This window comes from Streptomyces sp. CC0208, assembly GCF_003443735.1.
GTDB lineage: Bacteria > Actinomycetota > Actinomycetes > Streptomycetales > Streptomycetaceae > Streptomyces > Streptomyces sviceus.
In genome coordinates, this window is sequence record NZ_CP031969.1 from 1,531,548 (window position 1) to 1,554,385 (window position 22,838).

Annotated in this window: 16 protein-coding genes and 1 pseudogene; 12 read left to right on the forward strand and 5 right to left on the reverse strand. The window is 71.1% G+C overall.

Going from position 1 to position 22,838, the window contains the following annotated elements; translation table 11 throughout:
- The first annotated feature begins 127 nt into the window (after positions 1-127).
- Positions 128-1,243, forward strand: a complete 1,116-nt coding sequence (locus D1369_RS07075) for an acyltransferase family protein (RefSeq protein ID WP_007385843.1) — start codon at positions 128-130, stop codon at positions 1,241-1,243.
- 21 nt (positions 1,244-1,264) lie between these two features.
- Here the strand turns inward: D1369_RS07075 and D1369_RS07080 are convergent, their stop codons facing one another.
- The 4 genes from D1369_RS07080 to D1369_RS07095 form a co-directional block, all read right to left on the reverse strand.
- Entirely contained in the window at positions 1,265-1,990 is a 726-nt protein-coding gene (locus D1369_RS07080) for a class I SAM-dependent methyltransferase (protein ID WP_007385842.1), read from the reverse strand.
- Between the two features lie 145 nt (positions 1,991-2,135).
- Positions 2,136-4,604 carry a SpoIIE family protein phosphatase gene (locus D1369_RS07085; protein ID WP_118082340.1) on the reverse strand — a complete coding sequence of 823 codons (2,469 nt, stop codon included), beginning with the start codon at positions 4,602-4,604 and terminating at the stop codon, positions 2,136-2,138.
- 132 nt (positions 4,605-4,736) lie between these two features.
- On the reverse strand, positions 4,737-7,085 hold the full coding sequence (locus D1369_RS07090; protein WP_037901938.1) for an MFS transporter: 2,349 nt from the start codon (positions 7,083-7,085) through the stop codon (positions 4,737-4,739).
- A gap of 148 nt (positions 7,086-7,233) precedes the next feature.
- Positions 7,234-7,677 carry an SRPBCC family protein gene (locus tag D1369_RS07095; protein WP_007385839.1) on the reverse strand — a complete coding sequence of 148 codons (444 nt, stop codon included), beginning with the start codon at positions 7,675-7,677 and terminating at the stop codon, positions 7,234-7,236.
- Positions 7,678-7,821: 144 nt separating this feature from the next.
- Here D1369_RS07095 and D1369_RS07100 point away from each other — a divergent pair, with 144 nt between their 5' ends.
- The 4 genes and pseudogenes from D1369_RS07100 (at position 7,822) to D1369_RS07115 (ending at position 11,377) form a co-directional block, all read left to right on the forward strand.
- Positions 7,822-8,859 carry an Rv2578c family radical SAM protein gene (locus D1369_RS07100; protein WP_007385838.1) on the forward strand — a complete coding sequence of 346 codons (1,038 nt, stop codon included), beginning with the start codon at positions 7,822-7,824 and terminating at the stop codon, positions 8,857-8,859.
- 135 nt (positions 8,860-8,994) lie between these two features.
- The gene (locus tag D1369_RS07105) at positions 8,995-10,572 is read left to right on the forward strand and encodes an alpha/beta hydrolase (protein ID WP_007385837.1); all 1,578 of its coding nucleotides are present in this window, start codon (positions 8,995-8,997) and stop codon (positions 10,570-10,572) included.
- 39 nt (positions 10,573-10,611) lie between these two features.
- Complete coding sequence (locus D1369_RS07110) at positions 10,612-10,917, forward strand: hypothetical protein (protein WP_007385836.1); 306 nt, start codon at positions 10,612-10,614, stop codon at positions 10,915-10,917.
- Positions 10,918-10,926: 9 nt separating this feature from the next.
- Positions 10,927-11,377: pseudogene (locus D1369_RS07115) on the forward strand (GNAT family N-acetyltransferase).
- 4 nt (positions 11,378-11,381) lie between these two features.
- On the opposite strand, the gene D1369_RS07120 reads toward D1369_RS07115, so the two are convergent.
- Positions 11,382-11,957 (reverse strand): adenylosuccinate lyase, encoded by a 576-nt coding sequence (locus tag D1369_RS07120; protein WP_007385834.1) that lies wholly within the window; start codon positions 11,955-11,957, stop codon positions 11,382-11,384.
- A gap of 376 nt (positions 11,958-12,333) precedes the next feature.
- Between D1369_RS07120 and D1369_RS07125 the strand changes: the two genes are divergently transcribed.
- From D1369_RS07125 to ccrA, 7 genes are all read left to right on the forward strand, one after another.
- A complete protein-coding gene (locus D1369_RS07125; RefSeq protein WP_118082341.1) occupies positions 12,334-14,139 on the forward strand; it encodes a 3-hydroxyacyl-CoA dehydrogenase in 1,806 nt (601 codons plus the stop codon).
- Between the two features lie 160 nt (positions 14,140-14,299).
- Positions 14,300-15,115 carry a TetR family transcriptional regulator gene (locus tag D1369_RS07130; protein WP_007385833.1) on the forward strand — a complete coding sequence of 272 codons (816 nt, stop codon included), beginning with the start codon at positions 14,300-14,302 and terminating at the stop codon, positions 15,113-15,115.
- A gap of 311 nt (positions 15,116-15,426) precedes the next feature.
- Complete coding sequence (locus D1369_RS07135) at positions 15,427-16,704, forward strand: nucleotide sugar dehydrogenase (RefSeq protein ID WP_118082342.1); 1,278 nt, start codon at positions 15,427-15,429, stop codon at positions 16,702-16,704.
- Entirely contained in the window at positions 16,701-18,197 is a 1,497-nt protein-coding gene (locus tag D1369_RS07140; protein WP_118082343.1) for a glycosyltransferase, read from the forward strand. Before D1369_RS07135 ends, D1369_RS07140 begins: the two co-directional genes overlap by 4 nt.
- A 100-nt stretch (positions 18,198-18,297) precedes the next feature.
- Positions 18,298-20,361, forward strand: a complete 2,064-nt coding sequence (locus D1369_RS07145; protein WP_162951001.1) for a polysaccharide deacetylase family protein — start codon at positions 18,298-18,300, stop codon at positions 20,359-20,361.
- Complete coding sequence (locus D1369_RS07150) at positions 20,358-21,158, forward strand: DUF1080 domain-containing protein (RefSeq protein ID WP_240436053.1); 801 nt, start codon at positions 20,358-20,360, stop codon at positions 21,156-21,158. Before D1369_RS07145 ends, D1369_RS07150 begins: the two co-directional genes overlap by 4 nt.
- Positions 21,159-21,499: 341 nt before the next feature.
- Complete coding sequence (gene ccrA, locus D1369_RS07155; protein WP_007385827.1) at positions 21,500-22,837, forward strand: crotonyl-CoA carboxylase/reductase; 1,338 nt, start codon at positions 21,500-21,502, stop codon at positions 22,835-22,837.
- Position 22,838 lies beyond the last annotated feature (1 nt).

Here is a 22,838-nt window from a genome sequence, read left to right on the forward strand (position 1 = left end):
CGCGGAGGTTTGCGTCGCCCGCGAATGGTGAGGTGAGCCGAATGCCGCTCACCCCTGCCGCACAGGTGACTCCTGGAAGACGCGTATTCTCCCTCGCGGGTTCCACAGGAGACGGACAGGGAGAAGCGTGAGCGAGACCGCACAGCCCGTACGGCCGGCAGGACGGACGACGGCCACCGCCGCCCCGGGGAACCCACCCGGACGCCCGAAGCAGCGCGACGCGTTCTTCGACAACGCCAAGTACCTGGCGATCGTGCTGGTGGCCATGGGCCACGCCTGGGAGCCGCTGCGTTCCGACAGCCGGGCCGTCACCGCCCTGTACACGATCGTCTACGCCTTCCACATGCCGGCGTTCATCATCATCTCGGGCTACTTCTCCCGCTCCTTCGACGCGAGCCCGGCGAAGGTCAAGCGGCTGGTCACCGGGGTCGTCGTCCCCTATGTCGTGTTCGAGACGGCGTACACCTTTTTCACCCGGTGGTCCGACGGCGTCCCGGACCGCGACATCAGCCTGCTGGACCCGCTGTATCTGACCTGGTTCCTGGCCGCCCTGTTCATCTGGCGGCTGACCACGCCGATCTGGCGCGCCGTGCGGTGGCCGCTGCCGATCGCCCTCACGGTCGCCGCGCTCGCCACGCTCAGCCCCTCCATCGGCGACGACCTCGACCTCCAGCGCACCCTGCAGTTCCTGCCGTACTTCGTGCTCGGCCTGTGTCTGCGGCCCGAGCACTTCTCGCTGGTACGGCAGTGGCGGGTGCGGCTGCTCGCGGTTCCGGTGTTCGCGGGCGCGGTGGTGTTCTCGTACTGGGCGGTCCCGCGCATGGACTATGCCTGGTTCTTCCACCGCGACGCCGCCGAGCACTTCAGCGTGCCCGCCTGGTACGGGCCGCTGATGACCCTGGCCCTCTTCGGCTGCTCGCTCGTCCTGGTCGCCTGCTTCCTGTCCTGGGTGCCGGGGCGCCGGATGTGGTTCACGACCCTGGGCGCGGGCACGCTCTACGGCTATCTGCTGCACGGTTTCGTCGTCCAGGCCGGCAACCACGTCGACTGGGCCGGGCACCGCTGGCCGCACACCCCGCTCGGCGAGGTCGCCGTCACGCTCGTCGCCGGTGCGGTGGTGACCGCGCTGTGCACCGCTCCCGTGCGGCGGGTCTTCCGGTGTGTGATGGAGCCGCGGATGGAGTGGGCGTTCCGGAAGACCCCGCCCGCGACGAGCGGGGTGCCCTCTCAGGTACGCCGATAGGGCGCGTGCACCGCCGGCCCGTCAGGCGGTGCGGCCCACCACCCACCACTTCGACGGCAGTTCGATCCGGGTGCCGTCAGCCCGGTACTCGGTGGTGACGAGCGGCAGCTCCCCGCTCGCCACGATCGTCAGCCCGGCCGCCCCGAGGTACACGGGCACCGCCTCGTCGGCGACCTCGCCGGGGGCGATGCCGTGCGCGAAGATGGGCGCCAGTTTGGCGGGCGGTCCGTCAGGGCCCTGTGCCAGGCCTACCAGGACGGACTTGGCGGCCTCGGAGAGCTCGACGAGGAAGGCCCGGCCGCGCTCCCCGACGAGCGTGGCGATCCCGTCGACCAGTTGCTGCCGGTCCTCGGGCCCGGCCTGGTGCAGCACGCCCCGCATGTAGACGTTGGCGTCCCCGAGTTCGGCGTGCAGGTTCTCCGGCTCGCTCTTGTCGCAGGCGTCAAGGAGTTGGTACGTCACCTGCCCGTCGGGGTCGGCGTCGCGCGCACGGTCGAGGGCGGCCGCGGACAGGTCGACGCCGACGACCTGGGTGAAGTGGGCGGCGAGGAAACGGCTCTGGGTGCCGTTCCCGCAGCCCAGGTCCACGAGCGGCAGCCCGGGATCGGCCAGCAACGGCTCGAAGTGGGCAAGGTGGACCCCGGCGGTCAGCACCGGCTCCGCGTCCCAGAACACGGCCCCTTGGCGCCCCGGGGCCTCCCGCCAGAAGCCCTCCCAGGACTCCCGGTACCGACCAGTCACGCTCATGCCCAACTCCCCAGGATGTGACACAAACCCGCCACACTTGGCGGGCCAGTACGGTGTATCGCGCCGGGGTCATGCGGACAAGCGCATGGCGCATTCCTTCACTGCCAGTTCGAGAAACACGCGCCCCCGACGACGAACACGACGCTCAGCGACGCGGCAGCGTCAGTTCGAACCAGACGGTCTTCCCGGCCTTCGTGCGACTCGCACCCCACTCCCGGGCGAGCGTGCTGACCACTCTGAGTCCTCGTCCCTGCTCATCGGTGGGTCCGGCGCTCAGCAGGTTCGGCAGATCGTGGTCGTCGTCGTCCACCTCGCACAGCAGGGTGTCCCCCCGCACGAGCCGCAGCTCGACGGGCCGGCTGTGCGAGTGCCGTACGGCGTTGGTGACCAGCTCGCTCACCATGAACTCCGCGCCGTCGGCCAGCTTCGCCAGGCCCCAGTCGCGCAGCTGCTCGCGCACCACCGCCCGGGCCCGCGCCACCTCGCCCGGATCGAGGGAGATCCGCCACTCGGCCACGTCGTCCGGCTCGATGCCGCTCAGCCGGACCATGAGCAGCGCCACGTCGTCCTTGCGTCCGCCCAGCGGGTTGAGGGCACGGATGATCGCGTCGCAGGCGTCGTCCATGGAGGCGGCCGGGTGCGCGGCGGACTCGGTGAGGGTCGCCAGCCCCACCCCGATGTCCTCACCCCGCACCTCGACCAGCCCGTCGGTGCACATCAGCAGCCGGTCACCGGGCTCCACACGCACGCGTACGGCCTCGAAGGGCACCCCTCCGACGCCGATGGGCGCGCCGGTGGGCAGGTCCAGCAGTTCACTGCGGCCGTCCGCGGCCCGCACGATCACCGGCGGAATGTGCCCCGCGTTGGCGAGGTGGAGTTCGCTCGCGATCGGGTCGTAGACGGCGTAGAGACAGGTCGCGAGGTAGGTGTCGCCGAGCCGCTGGGCGAGGTCGTCGAGGTTGCGCAGCAGCTGGGCCGGCGGCAGGTCGAGCGCGGCCATGGTCTGCACGGCCGTACGCAACTGGCCCATCATCGCGGCCGAGTTGAGCCCGTGCCCCATGACGTCCCCGACGACCAGAGCGGTCCGTGCGCCGGGCAGCTTCACGGAGTCGAACCAGTCGCCGCCGACCCGCCCGAGGAGCGTGCCCGGCAGATAGCGGGTGGCGATGTCGCAGCCCGCCATGCGCGACGGGATGTGCGGCAGCATGCTGTCCTGGAGGGTCTCGGCGACGGACTCCTGGAAGGTGTACATGCGCGCGTTGTCGAGCACGAGGCCCGCGCGGGCGGCGAGTTCGGCGCCGGTGACCCGGTCCATGTCGTTGAACTCGTCGCGCTCGGGGTGCCGCAGCAGGATCATGAACCCGAGGACCACGTTGCGGGCCTTCAGCGGGACGACCAGCATGGAGCGGCCGGTGATCAGCGGCCTGATGTCCCGCTTCTCGAACTGCGAGGCGATCGCGTGCCCCATCTGTTCGCTGATGCGGGGCACGAGGACGGGCTCACCGGTGGTCATGCACTGGAAGAACGGGGTGTGCGCGGGGAACGGCATGGCCTCGCCGACCGGCACCACGTCGTCCCAGCGGCCGGGTTCGTCGGTGTGTTCCAGGGCCACCCGGTGCCACATGGTGGTGGTGTCCGGAACTCCGTCGGGGAACCCCTCGCCGGCGACGACCTGTTCGCGCAGATAGGTGCCGGCGACATCGGTGAAGCGGGGCACGACGGCCCTGCTGACCTCGACGATGGTCCGCGACAGGTCGAGCGAGGTGCCGATCTTCCCGCTGACCTCGTTGAGGAACTCCAGGCGCTCGCGCACGGCGACGTACTCGAGGTCCTCACCCTCGTCCGGTTCGTCCTGCGGCAGCGGCAGGCCCTCGGCGGCCGCCCGGGCCGCCCGCTCGCGGCGGGCCTTGCGCTCGGCACGCCGGGGCACACCCCAGTCGGGGGTGACCGGCACCCGGTCGTTCTGGCTGAACTCCAGGACCGGATAGCCCAGTTCAAGAACCTGCGCTGCGATGCGGGCGCTCTCGCCGACGCTCATGCTGGGCAGGATCTCGGGGAGCCGACGGGCGAGTTCGTCGGCGCCGGGGAAGTCGGTGTGCAGGGCGAAGGCGGGCGCGATCCGCTCCACGGCCGCACCGGCCTCGTCCAGGTCGAGATCCCGGCGCAGCCCACCGGCGTCGGCGGCCAGCACCAGCAGCCGCTCCCGGCCCGGGCCCACCAGCGGGTAGGCCCACCACAGGACGTCGACGCGGTTCGCGCCGGGCACGGTGAGACGGGCGCGGCCGGCGGCCGGGTAGGACAGACCGCCGTCGAGGGAGGACTCGAGATCGGGTCCGAGTCCGTCGTAGGCCGCGTAACCGCCGTAAGGCGAGGTGTCCTCCTCCTCCGGAAGTGCTCCGGAGACGGGCAGCAGGTCGGCCGCGGAGCGTCCGATGGCCTCGTCCTTGCCGGCGCCGAACAGACGGCTCGCACCCCGGCTCCAGTGGGAGACCAGGCCGTCACGGTCCACGACGACCACGGCCAGCGGGACCCGGCCGGCCGCGGCGTGTCCGTCCGCCGCACCGTTCCCAGCTCCGCGGCTGGGAGGTGCGCCCCTCTCGGTGCCACGGTCCATGGCCCAGGCCCTCTCTCCGCAAGATCTGTGCCGCCTGTTCCACCGTACGGCGCCGGGCGGTCACGGTGTGCGGCAACACGGGAATTGGCCCGGACCGGATCACCCCGGCGTGCGCCCCGCGCTGACGCACCGTCAGTCCCCGTGTCCCAGCTGGAGATCCCGCTCCGTGCGGCCGCCTCCGGCGACCTGGAGGACGGTGGCGACCGGCGGGTAACCGGCGGCGATGACCGTGTACTCGCCGCCGGCCAGGTCGCCGAAGCGGAAGGTGCCGTCGGGGCCGGTCGTGAGGGTGTCCACCACGTTGCCGGCGACGTCCAGGAGCGTCACGCGCGCGTCCTCGACGGATCGTCCGCCCCTGGCCCGCACGGTGCCGCGCAGCACCGCGCCGCCCGCGAGTTCGACGTCCTGGCGGGTCTCCCGGGACGCCCGGACGGTGACCGGAAGCGCCGCGGGGCGGAACGCGGGCGCGCCGGCGGCGAGGGTGTACTCTCCCGCGACCAGTTCGGTGATGGCGTAGGCGCCCTCCGGGCCGCTGCGGGTGGTGGCGACGACCTCGCCGCGCGCGTCGGTGAGGGTGACGGTCGCGTCCGGTACGGGTGCGCCACCGGTGAACACACGGCCGGCGAGCCGTCCGGCGCCGCCGAGGACGATGTCCAGGTCGACGGGGCGGTCGCCGATCGTCACGGAGACGGCCTGCGGCTGGTGGCCGCTCGCGGCGGCGATGAGGACGTACGCCCCCGGCCCGGGCGTCGACAGCGCGAACCGTCCGTCCTCGCCGCTGGCACCGCGCCCGGTCTGCGCCCCGGCGACGTCGATGAGGGTGAGGGCGGCCCGGGGGACGACGCTCCCGTCGGTGTGCCGCACCGTGCCGCACACCGGGAGCGCGGTGGCGTGCGGCGAACGGGACTGCGGGATCGGGGCGGTCTCCGTGTCGGCGGTGTGGGACACCAGCGGTTTCTCCTTGAGGAAGAAGGCGATGAGCAGACCGAGGACGAGCACCGGCACGAGGTAGAGGAAGATCCTCGGCATGGCGTCGGCGTAGGCCCGGATGTAGCCGTCGCGCAGCGCCGGGGGCAGACCGTGGACGAGCTGCGGGGTGAGGGACTCGGGGTCGGGCAGCCCTTCGACGGTGGGGAGTCGCTGCTGCAGTGAATCCGCGAGCCGGTGGGCGAAGAGGGTGCCGAAGACCGCCGCTCCGACGCTGCCGCCGATCTGCCGGAAGTAGTTGTTGGCGCTGGTGGCGGTGCCGAGGTCGGCCGGGCGGACCGAGTTCTGCACGGCGAGCACCAGTACCGGCATCACCATGCCGATCCCGGTGCCGAGGACCGCCATCCAGATGCTGTAGTGCAGCCGGGGCGTGTCCATCTCCAGGCGGGACAGCAGCCACATGCCGACGGCAGAGAGGGCACTGCCGAGGATCGGCCAGATCCGGTAGCGGCCGGTGTGGCTGATGAGCTGTCCGGCGACGACGGAGGCGCCGACGATGCCGGCCATCATGGGCAGCATCAGCAGGCCGGACTCGGTGGCGCTCGCGCCGTCGACCATCTGCAGGAAGGTCGGCAGATAGCCGGCGGCCCCGAAGAGCGCGACCCCGATCACCAGGCCCACCAGGCCCGTGACGTTGAAGACGGAGTCCCTGAACAGCCGGAGCGGGATGAGGGGTTCGGCCGCGACGTGCTCGGCGACCAGGAAGAGGACGGTGGAGGCCACAGCTCCGGCCCCGAGGCCGAAAATCATCCGGGAGTCCCAGGCGTACTCGGTGCCGCCCCAACTGGTCAGCAGCACCAGGCAGGTGGAGGCCGCGGCGAGCAGCAGTGCGCCGGGCAGGTCGAGCCGGGGCCGCACCCGGGGCTTCGGAAGCTTCAGTACGGCGGTGACGACGGCCAGGGTCAGCAGCCCGAAGGGCACGTTGACGTAGAAGCACCACCGCCAGGACAGGTGGTCGGTGAACCAGCCGCCGAGCAGCGGGCCCGCGACGGAGGCGAGTCCGAAGGCGGCGCCGATCAGGCCCATGAAGCGGCCGCGCTGCCGGGGCGGCACGATGTCGGCGATGATCGCCTGCACACCGATCATGAGGCCGCCCGCGCCGACGCCCTGCACCGCGCGGAAGGCGATCAACTGGTCCATGGTCGCGGCCCGTCCGGCCAGCGCGGAGCCGGCGACGAAGACGACGATCGCGAACTGGAAGACGCCCTTGCGGCCGAGCAGGTCGCCGAGCTTGCCGTAGACCGGCAGTCCGATCGTGGCGGTGAGCAGGTAGGCGGTGATCGCCCAGGACATCCGGTCCAGGCCGTGCAGTTCACCGACGATCCTGGGGAGTGCGGTGGCGACGATCATCTGCTCCAGCGCGGCGAGCAGCAGCGCGAGCATCAGCCCGAAGAAGATCAACCGTACCCGGCGCGGGCCGAGTTCGACGGTGGGGGCGGGGGCTTGCGGTGGCGCTTCGAGCCTTTCCTCGTGCGTCGCAGTCGTCACGCCCACGTCCCGCTCCCCTCGTCGCGCCTGACCCGCATTTCCCGCATAAGGCGACAACTACGAGCAAGCGCGACGAGTTACGGCACGCCGGAGGGCCGTACGGAGATCCACTCGATCCGGTGACCGAGGGCAACGTCCGCCCGGCACCGGGGACTTACTTCTCGACCTCGGCGGCGAGCCGGTCGAGGAGGGAGTCGTAGATCCGGCCGAGGCCCTTGGGGGCGAAGGTCTTCTCGAAGAAGCCGCCGATACCGCCGGCGCCCTGCCAGGTGGTGGTCACGACGACGCGGGACTTGCCCTCGCCGGCCGGGGTGACCCGCCAGGTGGTGACCATGGAGGAGTTGCGGTCCTTCTCGACGAGCTCGCCGTCGGTGGGCTCGGTGACCTCCAGGAGGCAGTCGCGCACGCGCTTGCTGGTGGCCTGGAGCTTCCAGTGGACGAGGGTGCCCTCGCCGTCGCCGCCCTCGCGCACCTCGTACTCGCTGAACTGCTCGGGCAGCACCTTCGAGCGCGTGCCGCTGTAGTCGGCGACGGCGTCGAACACCTTCTCCGCGTCCGCCGCGACGATCCGCTCCGTAGTGGCCTCGACCTGCGCCATCGACTTCCTCCAGGACTTCGGGTTCTCGGGTGTTCTCGGGCTGGGGGCAAGCCAACCACCCCCGCCTGCGGGCGCCCAAATCGGGGTTGCACAGAAAATCGAACAAGTGTTTCACTCAAGGGGCAGTGCTACCGAGGAGGCCTCATGCGCTGGGAGAACCTCACCGAGTCCGCGGAACACGGACGGGCCGACGCCGCTCTCTTCGGCGCCGACGCGGTGGTCAGCCGTACCTTCGACACACCCGAGTTCGCCGGGATCACGTTCCACGAGATCCGGGCCCGCTCGATCATCAACCGGGTGCCGGGCGCCTCCCGCATGCCCTTCGAGTGGACGGTGAACCCCTACCGGGGCTGCTCCCACGCGTGTGTGTACTGCTTCGCCCGCAAGACCCACAGCTATCTCGACCTGGACACCGGTCTCGGCTTCGACTCGCAGATCGTGGTCAAGGTGAACGCCCCCGAGCTGCTGCGCCGCCAGCTGGGCTCGCGCCGCTGGGCCGGCGACCACATAGCGATGGGCACCAACGTCGACTGCTACCAGCGCGCGGAGGGCCGCTACCGGCTGATGCCGGGCATCCTCGCCGCCCTGCGCGACCACGCGAACCCCTTCTCGATCCTGACGAAGGGCACACTGATCCTGCGCGACCTGGACCTGCTCCGGCAGGCCGCCGCGGTGACGGACATCGGCATCTCGGTCTCGGTCGGCTTCACCGACCCGGAACTGTGGCGCACGGTGGAGCCGGGTACACCCGCCCCGGAGCGCCGCCTGGACGTCGTACGGACACTGGGCGAGCACGGCATCGGGTGCGGGGTGCTGATGGCGCCGGTGATCCCGTTCCTGAGCGACACTCCGGCGCAGCTGCGGGCGACCGTGCGCGCGATCGCCGCCTCGGGGGCCACCTCGGTCACCCCGCTGGTGCTGCATCTGCGGCCCGGCGCCCGGGAGTGGTTCATGGCCTGGCTGAACCGGGAGCACCCGTATCTGGTACGCCGTTACGAGCGGCTCTACGCGGACGGCGCCTACGCTCCGAAGTGGTATCAGCGCCGGATCACCCGTCAGGTCCATGAGCTGGCCCAGGAGTACGGCATCGGTCCCACGGGCGCGGGGATGCCCCGGCGGATCCGGGAGCCGGAGCCCGAGGTCGAGCCGATGTCCGAACCTGTCCAACTCACGTTGATCTGAGAGCGTTCGAGCGCATCGGACTGCCCAATCGGGTCAACTATCGTCAGAACAGGTTCTTCCGGGCGCACTTTCCGGGACGATGCGGCAGGGACCGTGACCCGCGCGGTCCGGAACCCTCCGTCCTGGGAGGACCCCATGAGAAAACGCGCAGCCGTGCTGTGCGGTGCCGCGGTCGTCGTGGCCGGGACCTTCACCTCGGTCCCCGCCGACGCCAGCGCCCCTCACACCACACCATCCGTCCACGCCGCGAAGCTCACCTGGAAGAAATGCGGCACCGCCGACTACCCGACGCTTCAGTGCGCGTCCCTCAAGGTGCCGCTCGATCACGCGAACCCGGGCGGGCAGCAGATCACCCTCGCGCTGTCCCGGGTCCCGCACACCGCGAAGAAGTACCAGGGCCCCCTGCTGGTCAACCCCGGCGGCCCCGGCGGCAGCGGTCTGACGTTCGCCGGGTTCATCGCCTCGGGCCTGCCCAAGGCCGTCGCGGCCCAGTACGACGTCATCGGCTTCGACCCGCGCGGGGTGGGCAAGAGCAAGCCCGCCCTCGACTGCAAGCCGGGTCACTTCAACCCGGTGCGCCCGAACTCCGTGCCGAGCACACCCGCGATCGAGAGGGCCAACCTCAAGCGCGCCCAGTCCTTCGCCGCCGCCTGCGGCCGGAAGTACGCGAGCGTGCTGCCGTACATCGACACCATCAGTGCCGTTCGGGACATGGACTCGATCCGCCAGGCCCTCGGCGCCAGGAGGATCAACTACTTCGGTTACTCGTACGGCACCTACCTGGGCGCGGTCTACGCGAAGCTCTTCCCGCACCAGGTGCGCCGCCTGGTCCTGGACTCGATCGTCGACCCGACCGGCGTCTGGTACGACGACAACCTCGCCCAGGACTACGCCTTCAACGACCGGCACCGCGCACTGATGGCCTGGATCGCCAAGTACGACACCACGTACAAGCTCGGCACCGACCCGGAGAGGATCGAGGCCAAGTGGTACGCGATGCGGGCGGCCCTCGCCAAGAAGCCCGCGGGCGGCAAGGTCGGCGCCTCCGAGCTGGAGGACACCTTCATCCCGGGCGGCTACTACAACGGCTACTGGCCCTACCTGGCCGAGGCGTTCGCGGCGTACGTGAACCACAAGGACACCGACCCGCTGGTCGAGGCGTACGAGAACTTCGCCGCCGTCGACGCCTCCGGGGACAACGGCTACAGCATCTACACCTCGGTGCAGTGCCGTGACGCCTCCTGGCCGCGCGACTGGCGCCAGTGGCAGAAGGACAACTGGGACGTGTACGAGAAGGCGCCGTTCATGGCCTGGAACAACGCCTGGTACAACGCACCGTGCGCGTTCTGGCCCACGAAGTCGCTGAGCCCGGTGAACATCGCCAACGGCAAGCTGCCGCCGGTTCTGCTCTTCCAGGCGACGAACGACGCGGCCACCCCGTACGAGGGCGGTGTCACGGTGCACCGGCTGCTGGCGGGCTCCAGTCTCGTCGTCGAGGAGGGCGGCGGGAACCACGGCGTCACGCTCAGCGGGAACACGTGCCTGGACACGTACCTGGCCACGTATCTGACCGACGGCAAGGTGCCGCGTGGCGGCGGCGAGGCCGACGCGGTCTGCCAGGCGCTGCCCGATCCGAAACCGCTGACCGCCAAGGCGGCGTCGACATCCTCGCGCGGCGCGGCGCTGCACCGGCTGCTCGGCTCCCGCGGCTGAGCGTCCGAGGCTCCTTCGGGGACCGGAACTGTCAGTGGCGTGGTCCACCATGGACGCAGTGAGCTGACCAGGATTCCCGCCCCCGACGGGGTGGCCCCCGCGGCCCAGTACTCCCACGTGGTGCTGGGCCGCGGCCGCTTCGTGGCGGTCTCGGGCCAGGTCTTCGAGAACCTCCGGCGCTGTCCGGCCGCCGCCGGAGCGACCTTCGACGACGTCCTCAAACTCACCTACTCCGTCACGGACATGGCCCACCTGCCGGCGATCCGAGCGGCCCGCGCCGCGCACAGAGGCGTTCGCGGTGCTGCGGGAGTAAATCGAAGGCCGTCGGGGGCGGTGGCTGCCTAGGGTGCCGTCATGGACGACCCTCTCCTCATCCGCGAGATGACCCTCGCCGACTGCGACCGCGTCGCCGAGATCCGGATCCGGGGCTGGCAGAGCGCGTACCGGGGCCTCATGCCTCAGCCGTTCCTCGACGCGCTCAGTGTGAGAGAGGACGCCGAGCGCCGCCGGGCCCGGTTCGGGCAGGGCGGCGCCGCCGTGGTGGACCTGGTCGCCGAGCGGGACGGCGAGATCCTCGGCTGGGCCTGCCACGGCCCCTACCGCGACGGCGACATCCGCACCGAGGACGCCGAGTTGTACGCGATCTACGTGGACCCGCGGCGGTACGGCAGCGGTCTCGGACACGCCCTGCTCCAGGAGTCCGTACGCCGCTGCGCGACTGCCGGCCGACGGTGCCGAGGACCCCTACGACGTGGACGGCGTCCTCGTGCCCGAGGTGCGGTACCTGAAGGACCTGTCCCTGTGACACCTCACCTCTGCCGGGGGATCCGCGCGAGCGCCCGCACCGCCGCCTCCGCCAGCGACGGATGCGCGAGAGCCTCGTGCAGTACGGGTCTGGCCCGGGCGTCGGCCAGCGTGCCGAGCCCCTCCACGCAGGCGAGCGCCACGCGGCGGTAGGGATCGCGCGGGTGCAGTCGGCGCTCCAGTGTGGTGATGAGGGCGGGCACGGACTCGGGGGCGCGCAGTTCGGCCAGCAGCCGGACCGGGTGCAGGGCGTAGGCGACCCTCAGTTCGTTGGTGGCGAGGGCGGCGGCCGCGCGGGCCGTGCGCGGGTCGTCGAGCCGCGCGAGGGCGTACGCGGCGGCGGCGCAGCGCGGCGGATCGCGGTGGTTGAGGAGCAGGACGAGCGACTCGAAGGCCCGGCGGTCCCCGGCGAGGCCGAGCCGGAACGCGGCCAGTTCCCGGGCCCACAACGGCTGTCCGGGTTCGGTGAGCACTCCGGCCAGCTCGTCCGGGTCCTCGGTCGCCACCAGACGGTCGAAGGCGGCCGACGCTCCCGACTCCCGCCGTAAGCGCTCCGTGAGCGATCGCAACTCTTCGTCCATGAACCCGAGGTTAGGCGGCCCGCCCGGGGCGCGGGACGTACATCACAAATCCGGGGGCTGGCGCGCTCGTTACCCACCGGTTAAGCTCAGACGAGCGAGTTACCCACTCGCGGAACTCCTTGCGGTGGCCTGGTGACGCAGCCGCCGTGAGAGCAGTCGGTTCGGTACCTCAGGTACCACCAGTACGACCCGGCCTGGGACAGGGCCGGTCGGATCCACCGTTCTCCGGGCCTGTGCAAGGCCTGTGACGACGGCCCGGGCGTGTGCGCTCGCAGCCCGGCAACACCCGCACGCAGCAGTTCCTCACGCACCCGGTGCGCCCCTCGGCGTACCGGGTCGCGTTCCCAGTCGTCACCCTCATTCCTGGAGTTCCGCGATGGCCACTCCCCTGTCCGACCCCTCTCTGTCCCCTCTCCAGACGATCGCCGTCGTGGGCCTCGGCACCATGGGCACCGGTATCGCCGAGGTCCTCGCCAGGGCCGGCCGCAATGTCGTCGGCATCGACATCAGCGAGGCACAGACCGCCAAGGCCGTCGCCACCCTGGAGACCGCGACGGCCCGTGCCGTGGAGCGCGGCCGGCTCACCGAGCAGGAGCGCGCGGACGTCCTCGCCCGCGTCCACGTCTCCACCGACCTGCGGGCGGCTGCCGACGCCGGCCTCGTCATCGAGGTGGCTCCGGAGTCGTACGAGATCAAGCACCAGATCTTCCGCGAACTCGACGGGATCGTGCGCCCCGAGACGATCCTCGCGACCGGCACCAACGCCCTGTCGGTGACCCGGCTGGCCGCCGACTCGGCCCGCCCGGAGCGGGTGCTGGGCCTGCACTTCTTCAACCCGGCGCCCGCGATGAAGCTGGTCGAGGTCGTCTCCTCGGTGCTCACCGCCCCGGCGGCCGTCACCGCGGTCACCGACCTCGCCCTCGATCTCGGCAAGGAGCCCGTCGCGGTCGGCGACCGGCCCGGTTTCGTCGCCGACGGGCTGCTGTTCGGCTACCTCAACCAGGCGGCCGCGATGTACGAGGCGAAGTACGCCTCCCGCGAGGACATCGACGCGGCGATGCGGCTCGGCTGCGGTCTGCCCATGGGCCCGCTCGCCCTGCTCGACCTGATCGGCGTGGACACCGCCCGCACCGTCCTGGAGGCCATGTACGCCGAGTCCCAGGACCGGCTGCACGCCCCCGCCCCGATCCTCAAGCAGCTCAGCGAGGCGGGCCTGACCGGCCGTAAGTCGGGACGCGGCTTCTACACGTACGAGGCTCCGGGCAGCGCGACGGTCGTGCGGGACGCGCTGACACCCTCGGAGAGCTCCGCGCAGGCCCAGGGCCGCGAGGTCCGTTCCGTCGGGGTCGCGGGCTCCGGGACCATGGCGTCCGGTATCGCGGAGGTCTTCGCCAAGGCCGGGTACGACGTCGTGCTCGCCGCCCGCAGCGAGGAGAAGGCGCAGACGGCCAAGGCCCGTATCGGCAAGTCTCTTTCGCGCTCTGTCGACAAGGGCCGCATGACCGCCGAGGCCGCCGCGCAGACCCTGGACCGGATCACCGCGGCGGGCTCCTACGAGGCGTTCGCGGACGTCGACCTGGCCGTCGAGGCCGTCGCCGAGGACCTGGAGATCAAGCGGCAGCTGTTCCAGGCCCTGGACAAGGTCTGCAAGCCGGGCGCGGTCCTGGCCACCACGACCTCCTCGCTGCCCGTCGTCGCCTGTGCCCGTGCCACCTCGCGCCCGCAGGACGTGATCGGCATGCACTTCTTCAACCCGGCGCCCGCGATGAAGCTGGTCGAGGTCGTCCGCACGGTCCTGACGGCCGAGGACGTCCACGCGACGGTCCGCGAGGTCTGCGGCAGGATCAGGAAGCACGCGGTGGACTGCGGTGACCGCGCGGGCTTCATCGTGAACGCCCTGCTGTTCCCGTACCTCAACAACGCGATCAAGATGGTGCAGGAGCACTACGCGTCGCTCGACGACATCGACGCGGCGATGAAGCTGGGCGGCGGCTATCCGATGGGCCCCTTCGAGCTGCTGGACGTCGTCGGCCTGGACGTCTCGCTTGCGATCGAGAAGGTCCTGCACCGCGAGTTCCGCGACCCGGGTCTGGCTCCGGCCCCGCTCCTGGAGCACCTGGTGGCAGCCGGCTGCCTCGGCCGCAAGACCGGCCGTGGCTTCCGCGAATATGCCCGCCGCTGAGCACGTCGGCGACTGGTTCACCGACGGCGAGGACTGGGGCGGACTGCTCGATCCGGGCAGTCCTCCCCCGCCCGCGAGACCTGGCGGCTCCCCGCCGGCCCGGGGCGGGACAAACCCCGGACACGCGCACCAACCTGCGCACATGCAGTACGTTCGGGTCATGCCCCAGCCCGCCAAGTCGTCCCGTACACCAGCCACGCCCGATGCGCCGGAGAGTGCCGCAGGAAATCGTGCGGCCGCCCAGCGGCTCAAGATGCGCCGAGAGCTGGCCGCCGCCGCGATGGAGCTGTTCTCCACCAAGGGGTACGAGGCGACGACCGTCGACGAGATCGCGGCCGCGGCCGGTGTCGCCCGCCGCACCTTCTTCCGCCACTTCCGCTCCAAGGAAGAGGCGATCTTCCCCGACCACGACGACACCCTGATCCGGGCGGAGGCCGTGCTGAACGCGGCCCCCGCGCACGAGCACCCGCTCGACACGGTGTGCCGCGGCATCAAGGAAGTCATGAAGATGTACGCGGCCCGGCCGGAGATCTCGGTCGCCCGCTACAAGCTGACGCGCGAGGTGCCGACGCTGCGGGAGGCGGAGATCGCCTCGGTGGCCCGCTACGAGCGGCTGTTCACGCGGTATCTGCTCGGGCACTTCGACGAGCACGCGCACGACGACGACGCGAACGACGACCCCCTGCTGGCGGAGGTCGCCGCGTCGGCCGTGGTCACCGCGCACAACCATGTGCTGCGGCGGTGGCTCCGGGCCGGCGGGCAGGGGGACGTGGAGGCGCAGCTGGACCACGCCTTCGCGATCGTGCGCAAGACCTTCGGGACCGGGATCGGGGCGGGCCGCACCGCGACCGCTCAGCCGCCGACCGCCGCGACGGTCTCCACCCAGGGCGAGGTCCTGGTCGCGCTCGCCCGCACCGACGCGCCGCTGGACGAGGTCATGCGCACCATCGAGCAGGCACTCAAGGAGCATTCCTGACGTACACGTCAAGGGGCCGGTACCGGGAAAACCCGGTACCGGCCCCTTTTCGCGTTCGAAGAAAAGTTTCTCTTCGAACTCTTCGCCAAGGATGCCCCAGCTCCTTCGCGATCTTCACCGAAAATCCCGCTCGTGGTCCGACGGCATGGCAGGCTTTCCGATCGTCGGACAGAAGACCCACGGGCCCGGGGAGGCCTGCGGTCTCGGCGTGAACACCGGAAAAAGCCTCGGGGAACAGGGGAATGAGGCTCGGTGCGCGCCCTCACAGTCCTTTCGCCGCCTGCCCGCGGCATTTCTCAGGGGGGATTACCTTGTCCTTTTCCACTCCGCCAGCCGTCGGCATCATCGGGCTCGGCTATGTCGGGCTGCCGACGGCTCTCGCCCTGCTGGAGTCGGGTCTCACGGTCATAGGACTCGACGTGGACGCCGCCCGGCTGGACGCCATCCGCGAACACCGTGTCGACCTGGTCCCCGACGACCACCGCCGACTGCGCGTCCACACCGGTGACGGCCCGGGCGCCGACCGGTTCGTCCTGACCACCGACCCCACGGCCCTGCGCGCCGCCGAGACGGTCCTGATCTGCGTCCCGACCCCCGTCGACGACCACCTGGTGCCCGACCTGCGGGCGCTGTCCGGCGCCTGTGCCACCGCCGCGGCCCAGGCGGTCCCCGGACAGACCCTCGTGCTGACCTCGACCAGCTACGTCGGCACCACCCGGGACCTGCTGCTGGGCCCGCTCGCCGAGCGCGGACTGCGGGTGCCCGAGGACCTGAGCGTCGCCTACGCCCCGGAGCGCATCGACCCGGGCAGCACCGAACACACCCAGAGCACGACCCCGCGGGTGGTCGGAGGAGTGAGTCCCGAGTGCACCCGACGCGCCGCCGACGTGCTGCGGCGCACCGGCGCCGAGGTGCACGAGGTGCTCTCGCCCGAGGCCGCCGAGATGACCAAGCTGCTGGAGAACACCTTCCGCGCGGTCAACATCGCCCTGGCCAACGAGTTCGCCACCATCTGCGGGGAGTTGGGCCTGGAGGCCCTGGAGGTCATCCAGGCGGCGGCCACCAAGCCGTACGGCTTCATGCCGTTCTTCCCCGGTCCCGGAGTGGGCGGGCACTGCATCCCCTGCGACCCGCACTACCTGCTGTGGCAGTTGCGCGAGAAGCGGGTCGCCTCGCCGCTGATCGACACGGCGATGACCGCGATCGCCACCCGGCCGCACGCGGTGGTGCAGCGCGCCCGGGACGTCCTCGCCGACCGGGGTGTGCCGCTGCGCGCGGCCCGGGTGCTGGTGGTCGGGGTGGCGTACAAACCGGGGGTGGCCGATCTGCGGGAGTCGCCGTCGCTGGAGATCATGGCCGCCCTCGGCGAGTCCGGCGCCGAGGTGGCCTACACCGACCCGCTGATCCCCTCGGTGTCCGTGGGCGGGCGGTGGCTGCGGTCCGAGCCCGAGCCCGGCGAGCGGGACTGGGACCTGGTGCTGGTCCACTGTGTGCACCCACGGCAGGACCTGTCGTGGATCGGGGACGACGTCCCGGTCCTGGACACCACCTACCGGCTGCAGGACTTCAAGCACCGGGCGGTGGTATGAGCGTCCAGGCCCAGCGGCCCGCCACACCCGGCGGGCCCGAGCCCTCCCCGTTCGTGCCCGGTCAGCGCGGCGCGCCGCCGGTCGGCCGAGCCCGCCTCACGGCGCTGACCGACCGCATGGACCCGGGCGTACGGCACGCCGCCCGCCGTCTGCTCGTGGTGATCATGCTGCTCCCGCTGCTGCTGATCCTGGCCCACGAGGCACCCCGGCTGGTCCAGGCCCCCCTGGTCCTCGGGTACGGCTTCCTGGTCCTGACGGTGACCGTCTCCATGCTGTTCATCGCCTACAGCCGCTACGACGACCCGTCCCGGCGGACGCTGCGTGGGCGCCCCCGTCACCTGGACCGCTTCCCCGAGCTGCCCGCGCGAGCACGGGTGAGCTTCCTGGTGGCGGTCAAGGACGAGGAGGACGGCATCGAGGCGTGCGTGCGTTCGATGGCCGGGAGCGACTACCCGAACCTGCAGATCGTGGTGGTCGACGACGCCTCCACCGACGGCACCCCCGCGGTGCTGCGGCGGCTGGCACGTGAACTGCCCCTGCGGGTGCTCTACCTGGAGCACAACGTCGGCAAGAAGCACGCCCTGGTCCGGGCCGCCGAGCTCGCGGACGGGGACATCCTCGCCTTCACCGACTCCGACTGCGTGCTCGCCCCCGACGCGTTGCGGCGGTGTGTGACCGCGCTGGCGCTGCACCGGGAGCTGGGCGCGGTCAGCGGCCACGCCCGGGCGCTGAACGCCGACGAAAGCGTGCTGTCCAAGGCCCAGGACGTCTGGTACGAGGGCCAGTTCCGGGTCGCCAAGGCCGCGGAGGCGACCTTCGGGTCCGTCTCGTGCGTGTCCGGGCCACTCGCCGTGTTCCGCCGGGACGCGATTGTCAACTATCTCCCCGCCTGGGCCGGCGACCGTTTCCTCGGTGGTGAATTCCGGTTCGCCACCGACCGGCAGCTGACGGGATACGTCCTGGGCCAGAAATGGAAGGGGCGGAAACTCAAGGCGCAATACGCCGATTCCCCTTTCGTCACCGAGCGGAATCACCCGGAACTGCCGTGGCGTATCGGCTATGTGCAGTCCGCGAAGGTCTGGACGACCGTTCCGGCTCGATTCAGGCCTTTCATGCGGCAGCAGGTGCGCTGGAAGAAGAGCTTCATCCGCAATCTGTTCTTCACCGGAACCTTCATGTGGCGGCGCGGGCTCGGTCCTGCGGTGCTCTTCTACGGGCACGTCCTGTGGGTGCTGTGTGCTCCGCTGATGGCCGTACGCCACCTGGTCTGGGCCCCGTACCACGGGCTGTGGTTCCTGACCGGGCTGTATCTGGGGGGCGTCCTGCTCAAGGGCGTGGTGTGGGGCCTGGCCTTCAAGGCGGACAACCCCCGATCCACGCGGTGGCGGTACCGGCCGCTGATGAGCCTGCTGTCGTCGCTGGTGCTGTCCTGGCTGCTGCCGTACTCGCTGCTGACCATCCGGCGCGGCGTCTGGTCGAGGAGGCTGTCGTGAAGGCCGTTCGAGCCGTCGGGCGGGGGCTGGCCGCGCTGCTGGCCGCGGGCGTCGTCATCGCCCTGTATCTGCTGGTGCTGACCCGGGGGAGCTGGCAGCCGTGGACCGCCCTGTGACCGGGAGGCGGTCCCGCCTCACCGCCCGTCTGCGCCGCGGCACCCTGCGCGGCGCCCTGGCCGCACTGACCGCGCTGGTGCTCACCGTGCCCTTCGTGGTCGCCTGGCGTGTCTACGTCGACCAGCGCAACGTGACCCGCCAGGTGAGCGTGCCGGCCGCGCACGTCGACGCGGCGACCGCCGCCCGCTGGAAGGCCGTCGGAGCCGGTCTTCCGGAACGCGCGGCGCCGGTGATCCTCACCTACCACGACCTCAAGCCGCACAGCGGCAGCCGCTACATCGTGGACCCGGCCGTGTTCGAACGGCAGCTCAGCGCCCTCCGGGCGGCGGGCTACCGCACCCTCACCACCGACGAGTTCGTCGCCTACCTGCTCGGCGGCCCGGTGCCGCCGCGCTCGGTGATGCTGACCTTCGACGACGGCACCCACGGCCTGTGGACCTACGGGGACCGCATCCTCGCACGGCACCGCATGAACGCCGTCTCGTTCCTCATCACCGGCAGGGTGGGCCGGCACCGGCCCTACTACCTGTCCTGGCAGGAGATCGCCCGGATGGCCCGCTCGGGCCGCTGGGACTTCGAGGACCACACCCACGACCTGCACAGCCGCACCCGGATCGGCCCGCACGGTGAGCTGGGCTCACTGCTCGCCCACCGCAGGTACCTCGCCTCCACCGGCCGTCTGGAGAGCACGGACCACTACCAGCGCAGGGTCAGGGCGGACTTCACCAGCTCCCTGGCGGACTTCGAACGACACGGCCTGCCCCGGCCCAGTCTGTTCGCCTATCCCTTCTCGGAGTCGGCGGACCCGCAGCAGACGTCGTATGTGCGCGACCTGATCGAGCGGACCTTCGCGGCGGCCCTGACGGACAAGACGTTCGCCCCCGAGCCGGCGGCCCGCAGATCGGCTGTCCACCAGGAGTACCAGCGTCTCGAGGTCTTCGCGGACACCACCCCCGACGCCCTGCTCGCGCAGGTGGCGGCCCGTACGCCGGTGCCGCCGACGGGTGACCCGCTGCGCTTCCCGGAGCGCTGGACGGGCATCAGCTGGAAGCCGCTCGGAAGCACCGACGTGCTCACCGGGAAGGGCTCGGTTTCCGACCACTACGTCTACGGCGCCTACGCTCCGTACGGCGCCGCCGACTGGGACCACTACTCGGTCACCGCCGGGCTGACCGCCCTGCCCGCGCGAGGCGGCAGCGCCACGGTGTTCGCGCGGGTCGGCGGGGACGCCACGGTCGGGGTGCGTGTCTCCCACGGCACCGCCCAGGTGGTCGGCGGCCGGACGCGGAACCGTGTCCTCGCGGAACACGCGCTGACTCCCGGCCCCTCCCACGAGGTCCGGCTGACCGTGGACGGTGCCCGGACCGAGGCGGTGGTGGACGGCCGCCACCGGTTCACGGTGCCGAACAGCAGCGGGGTGCGCGGCACCGGCGGGATCGCCCTGGCCCTGTCCCAGGGGGAGACCGGCCCGTCCTGGCCCGCGTTCAGCCACGTGGAGACCGCCCCGCTGCCCGGCTCGCCGGCCGTCGCGGGGCCCTTCGACGGTCCCGCCGGCTGGACCGACGGGGACGGCCGCCGGGCGCGGGCGGTCATCGGGGCCGGCGGTGTGCAGCCGATCGGCTCGCGCGGCTGGGCCTTCGCCGCCTACCGGCCCGGCAGCACCGCGCACTGGTCCGGCTACTCGCTGAACACCCGGCTCACAGGCCTGTCGGAGGAGGGGCTGCACAGCTCGGTCGTGGTGCGCCGGGGCGCCCCGGACCAGCTCACGGTCCGCCTCTCCCGCGGCTGGATCACCGTCCTGTCCGGGCCCGGCGCCCACCCTCGTACCGTGCTCTCCCGCAAGCTGCCGGACGCCGCGGAGCGGGATGTGCGGGTGTCGGTCGGGCCACGGACCACCGACGTCACCGTCGGTGCCGGGCTGGTGCACACGTCCGTCCCCGCCGCGGGCGGCACCGGTGGCATCGCGCTCGGCGTCTACCGGCGGTCGGAGGCCCAGCCGTGGCCCGGGTTCGCGGACTGCGCGGTCGACGGAGGGCGTACGGCGTGATCCGGCGGCTCGTGCGGCGTCGGCGGGCAGGACTCCTCACCGGGGTCCTGCTCGCCGTGCTGCTGGTGTCGGCGTTCGCGGGCGGACTGACGCTGCGCGACGCAGGCCGGGGCGACCCGCCCGCGGAGTTCCGGCCCGAGTTTCCCGAACGGGGCCTGGTCACCAACGAGTTCGCGTACTGGCACCCCGACGCCCCCGGCGCCCGCCACTCCCCCGACTGGACCATGACCAGCGGCTCACTGTTCGGGCTCGACGGGGCGGGCTGGTCGGGGCATCCCGACGGTGAGCGTCCCGACGCCGAGTCCGCCCGGGCCACGGACTCGGCGGTCTTCCGGCTTGCCTCGCGGCGCCGCGACTTCGGTGACACCCGCCTCTCCCTGCGGCTGCGTCTGACGGACCTGGTGACGACACCGCGCACTCCGGCGCAGCCGTACGACGGTGTCCATCTGTGGCTGCGGTTCCACAGCGAGCAGGAGTGCTACGCGGTCAGCGTGATCCGGCGGGACGGGCAGGTCGTGGTGAAGCGCAAGACGCCCGGCGGCCCGGCCAACGGGGGCACTTACGTGACCCTTGCCAGCGCGTCCGCCTCGTTCCCGCCGGATGACTGGACCCAGGCCGTGGCCACCGCCACCGACCTCCCGGACCACCGGGTGCGCATCACCTTGGAACTCGGGGGCCGCCGGGTGCTGGACGTGACGGACGCCTCACCGGGGGGCCTGTACACACCCGGTGGCATCGGCGTCCGGGGTGACAACACGGAGTTCATGTTCCGTGACTTCACGGCACAACCGGAATGACGCAAACGGGACGAACACCCTACTCGCCAGTAGCTTTGATCGATCATCGCTCATTTGTTACGTAAAGATTTCATCTGAGAGCAATCTCTGGCACTCAGTGCCTTGCACGGTGGCACGCGGTGTCTTACGTTGAGGGGAGTCCGGGCGGCCGGCGTGCAGAGACCTTTCGTACGTCGGCTGTCCCAGCAAGTCATCGATTTGCCCGCCCGGACGCCTGCGTCACAGGCAACCTCCCGCGCCACAAAGCGCTGCCGAACAGCATGACCGCCGAACCGACGGCACCGACGTAACCCTCAGCGTCTCCCCTCAAGACGCCATTCGCCGGAGGCAACACCGTGACCGTGAAGGACATCCTGGACGCGATCCAGTCGCCGGACTCGACGCCGGCCGACTTCGCCGCCATGCCGCTCCCCGAGTCGTACCGCGCGATCACCGTGCACAAGGACGAGACGGAGATGTTCGCGGGCCTTGAGACCCGTGACAAGGACCCGCGCAAGTCGATCCACCTCGACGACGTGCCGCTGCCCGAACTCGGCCCGGGCGAGGCCCTGGTCGCCGTCATGGCATCGAGCGTCAACTACAACTCGGTGTGGACCTCGATCTTCGAGCCGCTGTCGACCTTCGGGTTCCTGGAGCGCTACGGCCGCACCAACGACCTGGCCAAGCGCCACGACCTGCCGTACCACATCATCGGCTCCGACCTCGCGGGCGTGGTCCTGCGCACCGGCCCCGGCGTCAACGCCTGGAAGCCCGGCGACGAGGTCGTCGCGCACTGTCTGTCCGTCGAGATGGAGTCCTCGGACGGCCACAACGACACCATGCTCGACCCCGAGCAGCGGATCTGGGGCTTCGAGACCAACTTCGGCGGTCTCGCCGAGATCGCGCTCGTCAAGTCCAACCAGCTGATGCCGAAGCCCGGCCACCTGAGCTGGGAGGAGGCCGCCGCCCCGGGTCTGGTCAACTCCACCGCCTACCGGCAGCTGGTCTCCCGCAACGGCGCCGGCATGAAGCAGGGCGACAACGTCCTGATCTGGGGCGCGAGCGGCGGGCTCGGCTCGTACGCCACGCAGTTCGCGCTGGCCGGCGGCGCCAACCCGATCTGTGTCGTCTCCAGCGACCAGAAGGCGGACATCTGCCGCTCCATGGGCGCCGAGGCGATCATCGACCGCAACGCCGAGGGCTACAAGTTCTGGAAGGACGAGCAGACCCAGGACCCCAAGGAGTGGAAGCGCTTCGGCAAGCGCATCCGCGAGCTCACCGGCGGCGAGGACATCGACATCGTCTTCGAGCACCCGGGCCGCGAGACCTTCGGCGCCTCCGTCTTCGTCACGCGCAAGGGCGGCACGATCACCACCTGTGCCTCGACCTCGGGCTACATGCACGAGTACGACAACCGCTACCTGTGGATGTCCCTGAAGCGGATCATCGGCTCGCACTTCGCCAACTACCGCGAGGCCTGGGAGGCCAACCGGCTCATCGCGAAGGGCAAGATCCACCCGACCCTCTCCAAGGTGTACTCCCTGGAGGAGACCGGCCAGGCGGCCTACGACGTGCACCGCAACCTCCACCAGGGCAAGGTCGGCGTGCTGTGCCTGTCCCCCGAGGAAGGTCTCGGCGTGCGCGACGAGGAGATGCGCGCCCAGCACATCGACGCCATCAACCGCTTCCGCAACATCTGAG

Coding starts and splice junctions, on each gene's coding strand:
- D1369_RS07080 (WP_007385842.1), bottom strand. CDS start 1,990: ATGAGCGTGACTGGTCGGTACCGGGAGTCCTGGGAGGGCTTCTGGCGG.
- D1369_RS07085 (WP_118082340.1), bottom strand. CDS start 4,604: ATGGACCGTGGCACCGAGAGGGGCGCACCTCCCAGCCGCGGAGCTGGG.
- D1369_RS07130 (WP_007385833.1), top strand. CDS start 14,300: ATGCCCCAGCCCGCCAAGTCGTCCCGTACACCAGCCACGCCCGATGCG.
- D1369_RS07100 (WP_007385838.1), top strand. CDS start 7,822: ATGCGCTGGGAGAACCTCACCGAGTCCGCGGAACACGGACGGGCCGAC.
- D1369_RS07140 (WP_118082343.1), top strand. CDS start 16,701: ATGAGCGTCCAGGCCCAGCGGCCCGCCACACCCGGCGGGCCCGAGCCC.
- D1369_RS07105 (WP_007385837.1), top strand. CDS start 8,995: ATGAGAAAACGCGCAGCCGTGCTGTGCGGTGCCGCGGTCGTCGTGGCC.
- D1369_RS07095 (WP_007385839.1), bottom strand. CDS start 7,677: ATGGCGCAGGTCGAGGCCACTACGGAGCGGATCGTCGCGGCGGACGCG.
- D1369_RS07120 (WP_007385834.1), bottom strand. CDS start 11,957: ATGGACGAAGAGTTGCGATCGCTCACGGAGCGCTTACGGCGGGAGTCG.
- D1369_RS07125 (WP_118082341.1), top strand. CDS start 12,334: ATGGCCACTCCCCTGTCCGACCCCTCTCTGTCCCCTCTCCAGACGATC.